This window comes from Bacteroidales bacterium, assembly GCA_016707785.1.
Lineage (GTDB): Bacteria > Bacteroidota > Bacteroidia > Bacteroidales > UBA4417 > UBA4417.
The window spans coordinates 1-18,580 of sequence record JADJGZ010000059.1 but is presented as its reverse complement, the minus strand read 5'-3'; the positions used below and the strand labels follow the sequence as shown (position 1 = coordinate 18,580).

Here is an 18,580-nt window from a genome sequence, read left to right as displayed (position 1 = left end):
ATTTTTCGCTCTGATATTTTTATTGACTGCATTATATTATCTTTGTAACATAGGTAATAAATTGTCTTTTATCAGGAAGGTGACCTATGAACTCAATTTGCTTATGACTTTTACAAAACTCAAAATACACTCTGTTGGTTCTGCTGCTCCCCTTTCCTGGTTAGGGTTCATTAGTATTTTTTTTCTTCTGATATTTATTTCTTCATCAGTTATTGCCGAAGGCACCAGGCAACTTGAACCTACAAATCCTTCATCTACACCCAATCGTCGCTTAAGGGTTGTGTTTGAAGAAGATTTGGCTTCACATAGAATCCAGTTTGCTTATGTTGGCTGTCCGGAGAAATACCGGTTGAATGTATATATTAGCAATCCAACAACAGAAAAGATCTATTTTGGATTTAATGATGATGCTCAGAATATATACTACCAGATCAAGGATCCTGATGGAATTGTTGTTGCCGGATATTCACTTGCAGCTATTCCAACAACAGGTAATGGTTATATCAGCAACTGGACAGAGGCTTATAATGGACCAAAGATTGGAACCGTCAATCCATCAGGATATGATCCTTTGATTCTTACTCCAACAAAGACCGGGAATTATTATTTCGAATTTGCTTCCAATTCTACTGGAGGACATTTCTATAATAGTAAAGATATGCGGTTTTTCGATATCAGCGTTGTTGATGGGACTACGGTAAAGAATGGACGACTTTGGAGCAAAGCCTGGCAATTCACTGATGGTACCGGATCCGATAATATCCTGTCTTATCCGGCCAATTTGTTTATTTATACTGATGATCAGATAGTTGATAAATTGAATATCAATGAATGGAATGGCGGAACTTATGTAGTGTATTGTAATCAATGGGGTGTTACAAATAGCGGAAACTGGGCTATTGATCGTAAATCTCTTGATAACTGGCCCTCTTCCGGTGATTTACCACAATATAAAATCTTCCTCAACGATCCGGATTCCAACGTCTATCCTACAGGAACATTAGGTCAAATCTGTGAAGTTAGTAATACCTCATATTGTAATGGGACCATTGATATCCTGGTAAAGGTCAACAAACCCGGATCTGTGACTATTACTATCGACTGTGAACCGACTGGATCAGGCCCGGAAGATGTTACCCTGAGTAAAAGTGTGACAGGTTCCACCAATTGTGCGACCTGGGATACAATACATTGGAATGGTGTTAATGGTTTAGGAATTACCGTCCAGAATGGAGCCTCGGTAAACATGGATATTGATTACCTCAATGGTCTCACCAATCTTCCACTATGGGATATCGAAAATGCCAGTAAAGGAATCAAGGTGGATATTGTCAGACCTGTGCCCTCAGGAAGTACTATTTTACCCATTTACTGGGATGACTCCTATCTCGGAGGGGGGAGTAATACTGTTTCAGGATGTATTTATCCTACCAGTGCAACAGTTACTGGTTGTCACAATTTTCCTCCCAATCCCCCTCAGCATGATCAGATGGTTAATAGTTGGTGGTACTATCTTACACAGGCTACCATAAGTCAGGACCTGGTTTTAATCAGAACTCCACCCACACCTGCAATGCCCTCAGGTCCCACACCGGTGTGCCAGGGGCAGACCAGTGTTACTTATACCGTACCTGCCCAGAATTCAACGGTGAACTATATCTGGACACTTCCGGATGGCACTACCCAAACTACAACAACCAACAGCATAACTATAAATTTTTCATCAACAGCAGTGAGTGGAACTTTATTTGTCAAAGGCTGGAATACAGATTGCGGATATGGTCTTAATTCACCATCCTTGTTCATAACTGTTAATACCAATGGCAACCCTCAGATAACAGGCCCAACTTCTGCCTGTATCGGAACCACATCCACTTTTACAATCACTTCCGGTTTAAATAGTTATAACTGGTCAGTATATGGCGGAAATATTCAAGGCAGTAATACCGGGACTTCTGTAAATATTCTCTGGAATGTGGCTGGCAATGATACAGTGCAGGTACTTACAACTTCAATTGCCTGTCCTTCTGTTCTCACAAAAAAGATCATAACCGTAAACCCTCTTCCAGTAACTTCTTTCAGTTGTTCAGATACGTGTACAGGCGCGTTGGTCCATTTTTTTGATACATCAACTATTCCGTCAGGTTCGATTACTTCCTGGAACTGGACATTTGGAGATGCGAGTGCTCCCAGTTCGCTGCAAAATCCTACCCATACCTATGCAACTGGTGGAGTATATAATGTTTCACTCACAACAACATCTGCTTTTGGCTGTGTGAAAACTTTTTCACGTTCCGTTAGTATTACTTCCGGGCCTGTCGCCAATGCAGGTTTTGATGCCACTACATGCCAGAATTCACCGTTTACCATTACCACGGCCACAGCCAGCGGTTATACCTCTGTTTTATGGAGTCACAATGGTCAGGGAAGTTTGAGTAATGCCAGTACCTTAACTCCAACCTATACTCCGGGTGTGACCGAAAACGGAGTAGTTGTTATAACGTTGACAGCCAATGGCAATCCACCTTGCGGCCAGGTCACGAATGCGATGAACCTGACGATCAATCCATCAGCAACCTCATTTGCCGGCAGTAATGCCTCTATTTGTGAAGGGAGTACATACACACTTTCAACTTCCAATGCAGCGAATTATACCTCTCTCACATGGACCAGTTCAGGAACAGGAACATTTAATAATGTTAGTGTCTTACATCCTGTATATACCCCAAGTATAGCAGATATTCAATCAGGGAATGTGAACCTTACCCTGACGGCAAATTCCCTGGCAGCATGTCAGAGTGCTGTATCTGCAATGACCTTGCAAATAACACGCCAGGTAGTGGCAGATGCAGGTCCGGCTGCCAGTATGTGCCAATCCGGGAGTTATGTGGTATCAGGATCCAGTGCCTTATTTTATTCCACTTTAAGTTGGATCCATACAGGCACAGGGACATTGAACAATTCTAGCCAGTTGCATCCTACTTATGTTCCGGGGTTGAATGAAACGGGTACAATCACCTTAACTCTTACAGCAAACTCTCTTACACCCTGCACACCTGTCGTGGATCAGATGCAGCTTACCATCCAACCTGCAGCAAATGCATTTGCAGGTGATAATGCAACTATATGCGAAGGGAGCAGTTATACATTGGTGAATTCAACTGCAGGCAATTATACAGCCTTACAATGGAATACCAGTGGTAGTGGTAGTTTCAATAATACCGGGACATTACACCCGGTTTATACTCCCAGTCCGGCAGATATTATATCAGGATCAGTAACCCTAACTCTTGCAGCATCCGCTGTTTCACCCTGCCCGATCCAGACTTCCTCAATGATACTGAGTATAACCCGCCAGCCTAATGCGAATGCTGGTTCGGATGCATCTATTTGTCAGAATAATAATTTTACTGTTTCCGGTTCTACGGCTCAAAACTATGTTTCCTTATTATGGACCCATACAGGAACCGGTAGTTTCAATAATTCCAGTTTCCTTCATCCTGTATATACTCCCGGACCGGGTGAGAGTGGAGTCATTACCCTGACACTGAATGGAATTGCCGCTTCACCATGTACTGATGTGTCAGATTATATGCAACTGACCATCGATCCTATGCCTGAAGCCAATGCCGGTCCTGATGCTGCAATATGCCAGGGCACAGTATTCAATGTTACCGGGGCCTCAGCTCAGAATGCAATAACAGGAGGGATCAGCTGGACAGAAACCGGCACAGGTAATCTGAGCGGTGGGACTACTGTCAGCCCGACCTATATTCCTGCGCTCGATGAGACTGGTGATGTATACCTGACATTGGAAGTTCATGGAGCCCTGAGTTGTGCAGGACAAACAGATTTGGATGGGATGATTCTGAGTATATCACCGTTTCCTCATGTTGGTGCAGGTAGCAATGCAACTATCTGCTCAGCAAATACTTACACATTATCTGGAAGTTCACAGAATTGTTCTGTTAATGAATGGAGTAGCAGCGGGGACGGGACTTTCAGTAATTTGAACCAGTTAAATGCTGTGTACTCACCTGGGCCAAATGATATCATCCTTGGAATTGTAACCCTGACACTGACAGGCACCGGATCAGGCGCTTGTTCTGCAGAAGTGGTCACAGATCAGATGGTTTTAAGTATTGATCCGATGCCAACTGTTTATGCAGGCCTAGATGAGGCGTTTTGTGTAAATGCACCTATTCCACTTCTCGGGGCTAATGCCACTAACTATTCAACAATCACATGGAGTGGGGGATCCGGAATTTATAGTTCCACATCAATACTATCTCCTACTTACATCCCGGGAAATCCTGATTTCCTGGCTGGTGTGGTAACCCTGACATTGTCGGCTCAAGGACGGTTAGCCTGTTCGTCAATGATCGTGACTGATTCCAGGGACCTATCAATTACGCGGCATCCGGTCGTAAATGCAGGAGATGATGATTATATATGCAGTTCCCAGACCCAATACCAGTTTAATGGACAGGGAAGTCATTTTAATTCATCAAATATAGTATGGACTTTTTCAGGGGGAGATGGAATTTTGAATGCTAATAATATCCTGAATCCAACATATTTTCCCGGTCCTGTTGATTTGAGTACAGTTGATAGAATCGTAAATTTCACCCTTACTTTAGAAGGTGTTGGAAATTGCCTTGGAACCTTGGTTACGGATGATGTGATTCTAAGGATTAACCCTACTCCTTTAAGTGATGCCGGGCCTGATGGTGAAATATGTGACAGCCGGCCCTATCAACTTACAGCCACAGCCCAATACCAATCCGTCATCAATTGGGTCACCAATGGTGATGGTTCTTTCAATAATAGCCATATTCTTAATACACAATATACACCCGGTCCGAATGATGTTGGTAATACAATTATGCTTTCATTAAACCTTTCAGGTTGTAATAATCTTACTGGCAATGATTTTATGTTTCTTACTGTTCACCCGGATCCGACAGCTCACATCACTGGCAATTCAACAATCTGCGAACAAACCAGTACTCCTATAACGTTTACATTTACCGGGACACCTCCCTGGGACTTGACTTATACAAATGGCATTCAGACAGTTACAGTGGGCGGAATAAGTACTTCTCCTTATGTAGTGAATGTGAGTCCGAATATCACCAGCAGTTACTGGATCAGTGCTGCCAATGATGCCAATTGTACTGTTCCCTCGGACTCAATTTCTGGCCTGGCTTCCATAACTGTAAATCCACTTCCATCCCCATTTCATATGAGTGTAACCCATGATGGGGTATTCTGTGAATCGGATTCAGGAGTAGTGATTGGTTTGAGTGGGTCACAGGTTGGTATGGTATATCAGCTGAACTACAATGGTTCCGCAGTAAGCTTACCCTTTTCCGGGAGCGGCCATCCATTGATATTTGGATTGTTTAATACTCCCGGGCAGTATTCGGTGATGGGAACTAATCCGTCGGGCAATTGCAGCCGATCGATGTCAGATACAGTGATTGTTATCATGAGCCCAACGCCGGTAACTGATTTCACAGCTAACCTGCCTTGTTTTGGAGATACGACCTTTTTTAGTGTAAGTGGGAACTATATCAATAAGATAAGTCATTGGTTATGGGATTTTGGAGATGGCACCTATGCCAGTTTCAATACTCCGAATGAACCCTCCCATGTTTATCCCAGTCATGGCATCTACCAGGTCACTTTAAGTGTTGTCGATACAAACGGATGTAGCTATTCCATCACCCACCCGGTAGAAGTGAGGCCCGGACCCAATGCATTTTTCAGCTACCTGACCCCAAATTGTGAAGGAGGAAAAACCTGGTTTACAGATCTTAGCACAATTGCCCCAGGAATAGGGCAGGGGTTTGTCAACCGATGGATATGGGATTTTGGAGATGGAAGCCCTGCCGATACTATCTACTTCCCATCAGCAGCGAGTACTGAACATAATTATGCAGGCCCCGGAACTTATTCTGTTAGCCTGAGTATAGAAACCAACTTTGGTTGCCGGGATATATTTACCTCGCTGGTTATTGTTTCCCGTCCACCGGATGCAGGCTTTAATTACTGGAATAGCTGCCAGGATGAACTGGCTATTTTCAATGATGCGAGCAATGCCAATGGAGGCGGAGCCGTTACCAGCTGGAGCTGGGATTTCGGAGACCCCACCTCTGGATCGCTCAATACCAGCACCCTTGAAGACCCGACTCATTTATATACTACGGCAGGACTTTATAATGTAACCCTGATCGTTCAAAACTTCAATGGCTGCAGCGACACTATCGTTCGACAGGTGAATGTAAAAGGCGCTCCCCTGGCTGATTTTACTAGTACCACCGGCTGCCTTGGCACTCCCACCTTGTTCTGGGCCGACAGTACATTGATCAACCTGAATGCTACGGCTACCTATCACTGGGATTTTGGCGATGGCTCCACGAGCAATACCCGCAACACACAATACACCTATATTGCAGCAGGCACCTATACGGTAATCCTTACCATCACCGATACGGCAGGCTGCGAAGGATCCCGTTCCCATACTTTGACAGTAACCCCACCACCCACGGCCTTGTTCAGCTCTGCCACCGATAACTGCCAGGGACAAACCATCAGCTTCAATAACCAGAGTACCACAGAATCGGGCTACCTGACCAGCTGGAGCTGGGACTTTGGCGATGGGAGCCCTGTTCAGACCATCCTTTTCCCTTCGATCCCCGATGTAAGCCATATCTATGCCGTAACAGGTACTTTCAATGTAAGCCTTACCGTTACCAACTCCGAGGGCTGTACCCATAGCTTCTCCCGGTTGGTGAATGTGTTTGGTTCCCCTACGGCCGACTTTATGAGCTCGGGCCAATGCAAGGACAGCCCTGTTCATTTTACAGATCTTACCACCACTTCCGGAAGCCAAAGCCTGACCTCCTGGCAATGGAACTTTGGTGACCCCGGTTCAGGAGTATTCAATACCAGTACTGATCAAAACCCCACCCACAGCTATGCTGCAACGGGCAACTATACCGTGACCCTGATCACCCTCACCTTAAATGGCTGCTCCGATACGATCAGCTACCCTGTAACCATCAAGCCTTTGCCTGTAACCGACTTCAGCTTCGAGTCTGCCTGCCAGGATAATCCTGCACAGTTCAGTCCTGCAGGGATGGCTGTCCCCACCATTGCCAGCTGGTACTGGAGCTTTGGGGATGGAGGCAGCAGTACTTTGCAGTCTCCCAGCCATGTGTATACCTTTGCCGGGACCTATACCGTTACCCTCACCGTTACCGATACGGCAGGATGTGAGAACCAGCGCAGCCACCCGATCATCATCGTTCCGCTGCCCCTTGTGAACTTCGACTTCTCTTCTCCTGCCTGTGATGATCAGCTGGTACAGTTTACTGATCTTACTACTTCTGCTGCGGGATATGTTACGCGATGGTTCTGGGACTTTGGTGATGGCACCACACAGGTAATCAACTTCCCTGCTACCGCCTCTGTATCACATACCTATGCCCAGGCCGGGACTTTCAATGTAACCCTGACAGTAAAAAGCTCCGATTCCTGCACCAACCTGCAGACTAAAACCCTTACCATCCTTCCCAAACCTACGGCACTGTTCAGTCATGGCGCCGCCTGCCAGGGAGCAGCGGTATCGTTCACGGATCTTTCACTAAGCAATACCACCTCGGGGATCTCCAGCTGGCAATGGGACTTTGGGGATCCGGGCTCAGGCTCTTCCAACCAGAGCAGCCAGCAGAACCCTGTTCATCACTACAATACCGCAGGGACTTATACAGTCAGGCTGATAGCCACCATCTCAGGCGGATGCAGCGATACAGTTACCTCATCAGTGAATGTAACACCGCCTCCTGCAGTAGATTTTAGTTCCGTGGCAGGATGCAGCGGTGATACCACCCAGTTCACTTCCAGCACCACTGTGAATGTAAATGCCACCCAGAGCTGGTACTGGCAGTTCGGGGATGGGCTGAGTTCCACCCTGGTGGATCCGATGCATATCTATGCCCAGTCCGGAACTTTCAATGTCACACTTACCATCCCCGATACAGCAGGCTGCATAAATACCAAGACCAATAGCATAGTAGTGACCCCCGGGCCGCTATCCAACTTCGCCTTTAACACCCCTGCCTGCTCCGGCACTGAGATCACCTTCACCGATTTGGGCAATGGCAATGGAGGAATAATCAACAACTGGTACTGGCAGTTCGGGGATGATACAGATACTACCTTTACCACTTACCACCCCACGGTGACACATACCTACAGCCAGCCGGGCACTTTCCTTGTAAGCCTGACCCTGGGCACCCAGCAGGGCTGCAGCCATACACGTGTTATCCCTGTGACCATCTCTGCCTCGCCACTTACGGCTTTCTCTTACCAGAACACCTGCCAGGGACAAGCCACCCAATTTACCGACCAGACCAGTCTGAATGGCGGTCCCACGCTGGTATCCCATAGCTGGAACTTTGGCGATCCGCCATCGGGAAGCAATAACTCAAGCACCCAAACCAACCCGGTGCATAACTATGCCAACCCGGGAACTTATTTGGTACGACTAATCACTGCCAATGCTTCAGGCTGCCAGGATACACTGGAACAGAATGTATCCATTGTTCCAAAACCTGGAGTAGATTTTTACAATGACAGCCTTTTATGTCTTGGATCCGCCACCACCTTCTTTACCGATACCACCGCCACACAGGTAGGAGCGATACAGACTTACAACTGGAACTTTGGTGATGGCAGTCCCACTGCAAACACACAAAACCCGCAGCATAGCTATGGAGTGGCAGGTACCTTTACCGTGGTGCTCACGATCAGTGATACCTCGGGTTGCCAGAATGCCATCAGCCATCCTGTGACCATCCACAGTGCCCCGCAATCGTACTTTATGGCCCAGCAGGCCTGTGCCGAGTCTCCCACACAGTTCACCGATCTGAGCTCTGCCCCGCTTGGAGATACATTGGTTGCATGGAACTGGGACTTTGGACTCTCAGGCTCCGCTGATACCAGCACGATGCAGAACCCGCAATACACCTTCACTACCGCAGGCACTTATACCATCACCCTTACCACCACTACCGAGCATGGCTGCACCCATGTGAAGACCATGCCGCTGCAGGTATGGAACAAGCCTACGGCCTACTTTAAATACTCAGCCAGTCCCTGTGCCAATGGAGCGGTACAGTTCCAGGACTCTTCATGGAGTTACCAGGCACTGGTCACAGGATGGAACTGGGAGTTTGAGCTTACCAGTATGGCAATGGACAGAATCCCAACCATGTGTATTATGCCATTGACTCCTGCTATGATGTCAAGCTGATGATCACCGATATCCGCGGATGTGTGGATACAGCCTTCCAGCAGGTATGTGTCCCCTCAGAGCTCACTGCTACCTTTAGTTATACACAGTCCTGCTTCGGTGAGCCTATGCAGTTCACCCCCGCAGTTGCTAACCCTGCTGCTCCTGCCGATTCCCTGATCAGTTTCCAGTGGAACTTTGGAGACCCTCAGTCGGGAGCACAGAACCTGAGTACCCTCAAAACCCCGGGACATACTTTCACCGCCCCGGGCTTCTATACCATTAACTTCTCCACCACAGACCAGTTCGGATGCCAGGCGGATGATTACCAGAGTGTGCAGGTGCATGCTTTGCCTGTAGCATTGTTCGATTATACCCGGGCAGCTGCGACTCAACCATCACCTTTACCAGCCAAAGCATCGATACCGCAAGTGCTATTACTACCATGTACTGGAACTTTGGGGACGGGACACTGGATACCATCAATGCTCCCACAACAAGTACCACGCATAAATACACCACAGCCGGAACCTATGTAACCACATTGACCGTGGTGGATGGAAATGGTTGTACTTCAACAGTCACAGACAGCATTCAGCGTTCCCCCTGTATTGTGGCAGCCTATACGCCATCAGACACCTTGCTATGCCAGAACTATGCCCTTGAGTTTGCGGACTTTTCTACCTGCGATGCCCAGATCAGTCAGTGGGTATGGACCTGGGGAGATACCGCACAACCGACCACTTATAACAGCTATCAATCCCTCACCACTCATACCTTCACCCAGCCGGGTACTTTCCTTGTAAAACTCAGGGTAAGTACGATCGTGGGAGGCAGCGTGATCAGTGACTCCACACAAAGGGTGATCACGGTGATCGCCACACCGATGGCAGGATTTTCAACACAGGATGTATGTTACAGGCAGGAGTCGATGTTCACCGATACCACCAAAGCCAATGGAGCTACACTACTCACTTACCGCTGGGAGTTCGGTGATCCTCAGAGTGTGTATGACACCGCTGTAAACCGCAACCCCTCCTGGGTTTATCCTGCCCCGGGCAGTTACGACCCCAGGCTGATTGTCACCAACCAGTCGGGCTGCCGTGATACCGCCACCACCAGCCTGATAATCCATGGCCTTCCTTCTGCTACCTTCAACAGCTCTATTGCCTGTGTTGGGCATCCGACCTACTTCTTCGACCATTCAGATCCTTACCTTGCCCCGCTGAACCTATGGGGATGGAGGGTGAGTGACAGTCTGGGAAGGTTTTTAGGCTCAATGCAGGGATCTACCCCCCAGTTCGTGTTCGACAGTATCGGAAGGTATAGGGTACTTTTAACCGCCAGCGATACCAACCAATGTGCCGATACCTTAAGGGCAGAGGTGAATGTGGAACCCTCACCACTGAGTGCTTTCAGCTATACAGAAGATGTAGAACAGGTGCAGGGACAGGTACAGTTCAACGACGGATCCATCGGAGCCGATGAATACCACTGGGACTTTGGTAATGGAGAGATATCACCCCTTGCTTCCCCACTGATCACTTACACCGAAGACGGTACTTATACCGTGACCCTGGTTACCCTGAATGAGCAGGGCTGTTCGGATACTACCAGCATGATATACACATTGCTCTTCAAAGGCTTGTATGTCCCCAATGCATTTGCCCCGGGAGGGACGCTGCAGCAGACAAGGATATGGAAACCGGTGGGACAGAACCTGGCCACTTACCACTGCCAGGTGTATAACTCACACGGAGCCATGATCTGGGAATCCAAACAACTGGATGAGAGAGGATCACCTGTGGAGTACTGGGATGGAACCTATAAGGGACACCCCGTTCAGCAGGATGTATATGTCTGGAAAATCCAGGCCATTTTCCGCGATGGAACCATCTGGAATAATAAGGATGTGGGGAACCATGACAAGCTGACCGAACCTGTGTTTGGGACCATTGTGCTGATACGGTAATTTCTCTGCTAACTGAATTATGAGTTCAAAATTCCTTTCAGGATTCCTATTTCTGAAAGCCTAGTTTATTACCTGATTGTTAGAAAAATATTAGCCTATACTGATGCAAATCAAAAAATTAACTAATATTGCAATACTAACATTACTCATTTACTACAATCACTCGATTCGATCTATGAAATATTTACCAATAAGATGGTAAATCGGTTATTTCACATCATATCATCCCTTCAATATTCATTTGTGCTTTTAATTTTTTTTCTGCCTGGCAGGAGAACATTTTTTTGTTAGCCGGTAGAAAAATAAATATTCAAATGGGTAGTGATAACTATACAATACACCATGAAATTAATGAAAATGCATCATCCTTCCAAGTGGCTTTATATATTCATATTGCTGCTTCCCCTGAACCTATTGGCTCAAAGTGCTGGCAACCATGAAACGGAAAAGAATCCATTAGTAAAAATCATTGGAATTGAAGATAACCGGGTTCATTATTCTCTTGACCTGGCTCAACTTCCGGGGTTTTATGAAAAGGCATTAGTAGTAGAGTCTATCTTCGCTGATCCTAAAGTTGTGATCGACAAGACAGATATTTCAGTACCGTTTCTAAATATTTATTCCAGCCTGGAATATGATTCTAACGGGGTGGTCAAAAACCTTGAGAATTACATTAATAAGGCAATTGAGCAAGGAAGCAAGCTGTCGATGGAAGAGAAAGATAGCTTATCCGCTAAATACAATAAGTTCAGATAAGTAAGACTTCCCCGACTATGAAAAGATTATTACTAGGTTTTGTATTACTATTCTCCATTTCAAGCCTGTTGCTCGCGCAGAATAATAACAATGTCTGTGAAGGAGCCTTGCCATTTTGTACTGGTACATCTTATAGCTTTCCTGCCGGTGTAAATGCCGGTAGCGGGCAAGCAGGGCCTGCTTATGGATGCCTGGGTTCAACACCTAATCCGGCCTGGTATTATATGAAAATAGCTATGCCTGGCATGATTCAGATTACAATGCATAGTGAGCCTGCTCATGATATTGATTTTTGTTGCTGGGGCCCATTCGACTCACAGAACGCTTGCGGACAACTAACCAGCAACAAGATTGTGGATTGTAGTTATTCCACTGCAGCAACAGAAGTATGCGATATCGCAAATGCAGTAAATGGTAAGTATTACATTATTATAATTACCAACTATTCAAATGCTGCCTGCAATATTGTATTTTCTCAGACAGGTGGCGCCGGAGCTACTGATTGTACAATTCTCCCCCCGGCTGCTGCGAATAATGGCCCCATTTGCGTGGGTGAAAACCTGCAGTTAGCAGCAGCAAATATGAATAATGCTGTGTATCATTGGACAGGCCCGGATGGATGGACATCCACCCTCCAAAATCCAATAAGAATGAATGCTCAGCTCAGCATGGCAGGGGTTTATTCACTTTGGGTTACAGTGAATGGTCAGCCTAGTGCCGATACAAATTACACAACTGTTGGAGTTTATAATAAACCTACCGCTACACTTACCGGAGGTGCTAATATTTGCCAGGGAGATTCTACAGAACTCATCATTAATTGCCAGAATCATCCACCATGGGTCGTAACCTTATCTGCTTTTGGTCAAACGCCTGTGAACATCCAGGTAGTAACCTCACCGAAATCGATTTATGTTCATCCAACGTCCACAACCACCTATACCATCACACAGGTAGCAAATGAGATATGCAATGGCATTGCTTCAGGCAGTGCTGTAGTCAATGTAAGTCCTAAACCCCTTGCCAATTTTACCTATGGTAATACTTGTTCAGGGCTTGCTACCTTGTTTTCCGACGCGAGTTTGATACCAGGGGGATCAGCTGCGGCCTGGCACTGGGACTTTGGAGTAGGGTCTGATACTTCTAATATTCAAAACCCGTCATATATTTATCCAAATGGAGGCAATTATGATGTATTGTTCCGCGTAACTTCAAACAATGGATGTGTAGGTCAGGCCATCAAATCGATAGAAATCAATCCCAGCCCGGTTGCTCATGCCGGACTTGATGTATCTATTCCATATGGAACTTATACAACACTCCAGGGCGCTGCTTCAGCAGGAAGTGGTTCATATTCCTACCATTGGGAGCCCGCTAACCTACTTTCCAACCCTGATATTCAGAACCCTACTACGGTAAATCTCTCACAAACAACTGATTTTCAGTTAACTGTTCTTGATATTGGTAATAACTGTGTGAATACCGACATTGTCACGGTTACCATCACAGGTGGCCCTATGGGTGTCCAGGTCCAGGCGGACCCTGTTGCCTTATGCCTGGGTGCTACCTCAAATATATCTACTCAAACAGGTGGAGGATCCGGAATTTATAATTACAGCTAGACTTCTGACCCTGCCGGATTTAGCTCAACATTGGAGGATATTACTGTTCAGCCTGATGTAACGACAACTTACTACCTTACCATCAGCGATGGCTTCAGCACACTTACCCGTACTGTTACAGTGAATGTTTATCCTAACCCTGTAGTTAATCCCGGAGCTCCGCAAACGATCCCTAACGGCACAACGACTACCCTTACAGGTATCGCTTCCGGTGGTTTTTCGCCCTACTCATTCTCCTGGGAACCTGCAGATCTCCTGGTAAACCCTGGACAAAGCATGACGCTCACAGATATCCTGAGTAATACGACAAACTTTACCCTTACAGTTACTGACGGCCATGGCTGCATCTCTTCAAGTGAAGTCCTGGTTACTATTGCAGGCGGACCATTAAACGTTCAACCGCAGGCCATTCATTCTCCTTTATGTTTAGGTGAATCAACCCGATTACTCCCTCTGTCCGAAGGGGGATCAGGAAACTACTCCTACACATGGACTGCAACGGGAGGATATTCTTCTACTCAGAGTGAACCAACTGTAACACCAAATCAAACCACAACCTATAAACTCACAATTTCTGATGGTTTTACCCAGGATTTTGATTCTGTTACTGTTTTTGTGAATCCTTTACCCTTAGTGAACCTTATTCCCCAGGGAGCGCACATTTGGAACGGTGATACAATCATGGCCTGTATTTTTGATACTTTGACCATAAGCGCTGTAAACCCTAATGCAACCTACCTATGGTCGAATGGTGCAAATACTCCTGAGATCCAATCAGCTACCACAGGTATTGCATTTGATATGCTGTCATACTCGGTGGATGTTCTCAATACTCTGACAGGATGCACCAATACTGGCAACATAACCATAATATATACTTATTCAGAGTGTACATATGGCACCAGTGAGCAGGATAGTCAATTACCAGTAAAGGTGTTTCCAAATCCGGGAAATGGATACATCCATTGTGAAATTGGAAATTTAAATAAGGATATTGTTTTGGAAGTATTTAATGTGGAAGGTGTTTTACTGCATAAACAGAAAATAAGTAAAAAGGATGCAGCAAGGGTCAGCATAGACCTGAGTAAGAAGCCTTCCGGAGTGTACATCCTGCGTTTTACTGATGGACAAAGCAGTAAAGGGATCAGGCTCATTAAATATTAGATTGACAAAGTATTGACTGATGTGAAGAAGGTTTCATCTTACACGATAAAATCTACAATAGTTAAATGCATCAGTAAGACAGGCAGTTAGAATGCTTTTTACATTGTTGAGAATCTTCTGAAAAATTATTGTATCATCACAAGCCCTCTTGTCCGGGGGCTTTAATTTTAGGTGAACAAAGCAGGAATTTTATAATTTTATGAGTTCTAAAACCCATACAAGATATTCACAGAGAAAGTAAGTGATTACCTGAAAGCATAGCTCTTATGAAAGGACTGATGATATATTTTTGCCTTTTGTTGCTTATCCTTCCACTATTGGGTTTCGGCGAGGGTACGCGTCAGTTGGAGCCAACCAATCCGGCAACAACCCCGAACAGAAGGACACGAATCATGTTTGATCAGACCGGTGGGTCTGCTCACCGGACTCCCTTTGCTACCGTTAACTGTGCTGAAAATACCGGTTGAATGTTATATCAGCGATCCGCTACAGAACAAATCTTTTTGGATTTAATGATGGAACAAATGCTTGTTTTACCAGATCAAAGATCCTGATGAAGCGCTTGTAACCGGTTTCACAATGGCTGCTGTTCCTTCAAGCGGTCAGGATTTGTTACTACATGGGACCAGGCTTTTGCAGGACCTAAATTGGAACAGTCAATCCTACGGTATGAACCTAAAATCTTAACTCCAACAAGGTCGGCAATTACTACTTTGAGTTCGCCAAGACTATGACGGGGGGCACTTTTACAGGTCAGGATATGCTCTATTTCGATATCAGTGTAGTTCAGGGGACAAATGTTGTTAATGGAAGATTATGGAGTAAAGCCTGGCAGTTGTCAGATGATGCCAGTGGTGATATAGTGAAGTCATATCCGGCTAAGCTTTTTGTATATACCGATGATGGAATAGTTACTCAATTGAATATCAACGAATGGAATGGTGGGACTTATACTACCTACTGCAATAAATGGGGTGTTTCAAATACCGGAAACTGGGCTAATGACAGGATGTCTTCTGATTCCTGGCCGGGAAGTGACCTGCCTCAGTATAAGATATTCTTAAATAATCCTGATATAAATATTTTCCCTACCGGGCAGTTCGGCCAAATCTGTGAGGTGAGCAGTCATTCCAATTGTAACGGCTCTATAGATATTCTTGCAAGAGTAAATAAGCCGGGCTCTCTGACCCTTAATCTTGATATAGCACCTGCAGGCTCAGGTCCGGAAGACGTAGTTTTAACCGGGCCTGTTGTTGGTTCGGTAGCCTGTGATGTTTGGGATACAATCACATGGAATGGCCTTGATGGCAATGGAAATCCTGTTCAGAGTGGCACTAATATAAATATTGATATTGACTACCTGAACGGACTTACCAATCTTCCTTTATGGGATGTGGAAGATAATGCATCAGGGTTGATTGTTAATATTGTCAGACCTGCACCCCTTTTTAGTACTAAGATGCCCATATTCTGGGATGATTCTAAACTTCCGGGTGGAACTGTGAATAGCCTGAATGGTTGCATTTATCCCACCAGTGTTACTGTTAATGGGTGTCATTCCTGGACCAGCCAGAATGAAAATATGATCAATACCTGGTGGTATCTTTCGGAAGGCTCTTCAAGTATTACTGTGGTTGTAATAAGGAATCCTCAGGTGGACTTCTCTTTCGATAACAATTGTTCTGGATTGCCTACCAATTTTGTTGACCTCAGCCTTGTTCCGGGTGGATATCCTGTTTCATGGCATTGGGATTTCGGCCTTTTCGGCGATACCTCCAATGTTCAGAATCCAACCTATTCTTTTACTAATAGCGGAACTTACCAGGTGCATCTCAAAGTGATTTCTAATGATGGATGTATAGGTAATTACACAAAACCTGTCGTTATCCATCTGGCTCCATTGGCTGATGCAGGTATTGATAAAGCGATCCCATTTGGTACCAGTACTACCCTGCAGGGCAATGCTACCGGTGGTAGCGGTAACTTATCCTATCACTGGGAACCAGCTGCATTGCTCCTGGATCCCAATGTACTGGAACCGGTAACAGTAGATCTGTCAGAAACTACAGACTTCATTTTAACAGTGACCGATTTATCTGTGGGTTGCCATCATTCAGATATGGTTACAGTTACCATTTTTGGAGGCCCGCTTGGTGTGCAGTTATCTGCCAATACCTTAGCAGTGTGCCGGGGCGGGACATCCTCTATCAACGCTCAGACTGGGGGCGGATCAGGAACGTATACCTATTCCTGGACATCTGATCCTGTGGGCTTTACATCTTCTATCGAAGACATTACAGTACAACCTGAAGTGACTACGATTTATACCATAGTAGTCTCTGACGGATTCAGTACATTCACCCAATCCATTACCATTTCGGTTTATACAGATCCTGTAGCCAATGCCGGACCTCCACAAACCATCCCCAATGGAACATCAACCACTCTTTCCGGATCTGCAGGGTTAGGATCACCACCTTATTCCTATCAATGGAGTCCTCCAACAATGGTGGTATCTCCTTATTCAAACAATACCAGTACTCAACTATTAAGTAGCTCCACAAATTTTACCCTTACTGTCACCGATTCACATGGTTGTTCATCCTCATCATCAGTGATGATTTCCATTTCAGGTGGTCCGCTCTTTGTGGATCCGCATGCTGTTCATTCACCTATATGCAGGGGTGAATCCACTCAATTGCTACCTTTTTCAGAAGGAGGTTCAGGGAATTACACTTATCAATGGTCCGGCCCGGGTGGTTTTGCATCTCAACAGGCTGAACCTATTGTTTCTCCGGGAACTACAACTACCTATTTGCTTGTAATAGATGACGGATATAGTCAATTCGAAGATTCGGTTAGGGGTGAGTGGACCAGCTGCCTCAAATCAACCTTATACCTGATGGGGCCCATGTTTTTGGAGTTGACACCATTCTGGCATGTTTTTTGATACTTTAAGCCTTGATGCCAGTTTGCCGAATTGCAACTACCTCTGGTCAAATGGTAAAATACACCAATTATTCAATCAGCAACTACTGGTATTGCCTTTGATATCCTTTCTTATACAGTGAAAGTCACAAATACCTCTTCATTGTGTGTAAATGAGGCTGGTATCACCATAATATTTACCTATAGTGAATGCACCTACGGCTTTAATGATAAAGTGTTTACCAATGAAATACTCGTTATCCAAATCGGGAAGTGGATTGTATTCCGCAGGTTGCCGGTGAAAGGTAAAAGTTGCGGGTGGAAATAGTTGATATGCAGGGGAATAGAAGTATTCCACGACATAATGGATGCTTACAGACTGAAGGATGGAGCCTTTGATAGCCTCCTCCACTCCCCTGCCAGGAATTTATTTGTTGAAAGTGAGCGGAGAAGATTTTTTTCCATTCTGCCAGGTTGATAAATTGTAGTTAAAAAAGTACGTTAAATAGGCCAGGATTTCAATTCTATGTTAAGTTACCCCGATTACTGTTCACCCTCATTCTTGTCTTCCTCGTTTGGTTTCAGATGCAGGCACAAACTATCAATGAATGCCTATAAACTCGGCCTCATCCCCTCATGAGGCTGATACCTGGTTACAGGTAAATCAGAATGGGATTCCATTAACCGCAGGTCCAGTATTCAGAATTTACCATCACCCTGAATTCTGGTAAAGGATGTACCTCTATTTCAGATGAAAATGAGTAGTTTCTGCTGCTTTATACCGATGGAATGTTGCTTTGGAATGTAAGGAATTCCACTCTTCTTTCAAATACACTC

9 protein-coding genes are annotated in these 18,580 nt (G+C 45.4%); 8 read left to right on the top strand and 1 reads right to left on the bottom strand.

Annotated elements, in window-relative coordinates; genetic code table 11:
- Nucleotides 1–79 precede the first annotated feature (79 nt).
- The 8 genes from IPH84_19780 to IPH84_19745 all read left to right on the top strand — a co-directional run bounded on the left by IPH84_19780 (nucleotide 80) and on the right by IPH84_19745 (nucleotide 17,765).
- Nucleotides 80–9,322, top strand: a complete 9,243-nt coding sequence (locus IPH84_19780; protein MBK7175400.1) for a PKD domain-containing protein — start codon at nucleotides 80–82, stop codon at nucleotides 9,320–9,322.
- A complete protein-coding gene (locus IPH84_19775) occupies nucleotides 9,322–9,840 on the top strand; it encodes a PKD domain-containing protein (protein ID MBK7175399.1) in 519 nt (172 codons plus the stop codon). The genes IPH84_19780 and IPH84_19775 overlap by 1 nt, the downstream gene beginning before the upstream one ends.
- Entirely contained in the window at nucleotides 9,747–11,273 is a 1,527-nt protein-coding gene (locus IPH84_19770; GenBank protein ID MBK7175398.1) for a PKD domain-containing protein, read from the top strand. The genes IPH84_19775 and IPH84_19770 overlap by 94 nt, the downstream gene beginning before the upstream one ends.
- Before the next feature lie 357 nt (nucleotides 11,274–11,630).
- Nucleotides 11,631–12,029, top strand: coding sequence for a hypothetical protein (locus tag IPH84_19765; GenBank protein MBK7175397.1), 399 nt, complete (start codon nucleotides 11,631–11,633; stop codon nucleotides 12,027–12,029).
- A gap of 17 nt (nucleotides 12,030–12,046) precedes the next feature.
- A complete protein-coding gene (locus IPH84_19760) occupies nucleotides 12,047–13,651 on the top strand; it encodes a hypothetical protein (GenBank protein MBK7175396.1) in 1,605 nt (534 codons plus the stop codon).
- A gap of 30 nt (nucleotides 13,652–13,681) precedes the next feature.
- Nucleotides 13,682–14,815 carry a T9SS type A sorting domain-containing protein gene (locus tag IPH84_19755; GenBank protein MBK7175395.1) on the top strand — a complete coding sequence of 378 codons (1,134 nt, stop codon included), beginning with the start codon at nucleotides 13,682–13,684 and terminating at the stop codon, nucleotides 14,813–14,815.
- A gap of 266 nt (nucleotides 14,816–15,081) precedes the next feature.
- On the top strand, nucleotides 15,082–15,282 hold the full coding sequence (locus tag IPH84_19750) for a hypothetical protein (GenBank protein ID MBK7175394.1): 201 nt from the start codon (nucleotides 15,082–15,084) through the stop codon (nucleotides 15,280–15,282).
- Nucleotides 15,283–15,545: 263 nt separating this feature from the next.
- Nucleotides 15,546–17,765 (top strand): PKD domain-containing protein, encoded by a 2,220-nt coding sequence (locus IPH84_19745; GenBank protein ID MBK7175393.1) that lies wholly within the window; start codon nucleotides 15,546–15,548, stop codon nucleotides 17,763–17,765.
- Between the two features lie 138 nt (nucleotides 17,766–17,903).
- Here the strand turns inward: IPH84_19745 and IPH84_19740 are convergent, their stop codons facing one another.
- Nucleotides 17,904–18,155 carry a hypothetical protein gene (locus IPH84_19740; protein ID MBK7175392.1) on the bottom strand — a complete coding sequence of 84 codons (252 nt, stop codon included), beginning with the start codon at nucleotides 18,153–18,155 and terminating at the stop codon, nucleotides 17,904–17,906.
- Between the last annotated feature and the right edge of the window lie 425 nt (nucleotides 18,156–18,580).

Bases quoted from the DNA above. Each gene is read 5' to 3' on its own strand.
- IPH84_19775 (MBK7175399.1), top strand. From the start codon at position 9,322: ATGATCACCGATATCCGCGGATGTGTGGATACAGCCTTCCAGCAGGTA.
- IPH84_19770 (MBK7175398.1), top strand. From the start codon at position 9,747: ATGTACTGGAACTTTGGGGACGGGACACTGGATACCATCAATGCTCCC.
- IPH84_19765 (MBK7175397.1), top strand. From the start codon at position 11,631: ATGCATCATCCTTCCAAGTGGCTTTATATATTCATATTGCTGCTTCCC.
- IPH84_19760 (MBK7175396.1), top strand. From the start codon at position 12,047: ATGAAAAGATTATTACTAGGTTTTGTATTACTATTCTCCATTTCAAGC.
- IPH84_19750 (MBK7175394.1), top strand. From the start codon at position 15,082: ATGAAAGGACTGATGATATATTTTTGCCTTTTGTTGCTTATCCTTCCA.
- IPH84_19745 (MBK7175393.1), top strand. From the start codon at position 15,546: ATGACGGGGGGCACTTTTACAGGTCAGGATATGCTCTATTTCGATATC.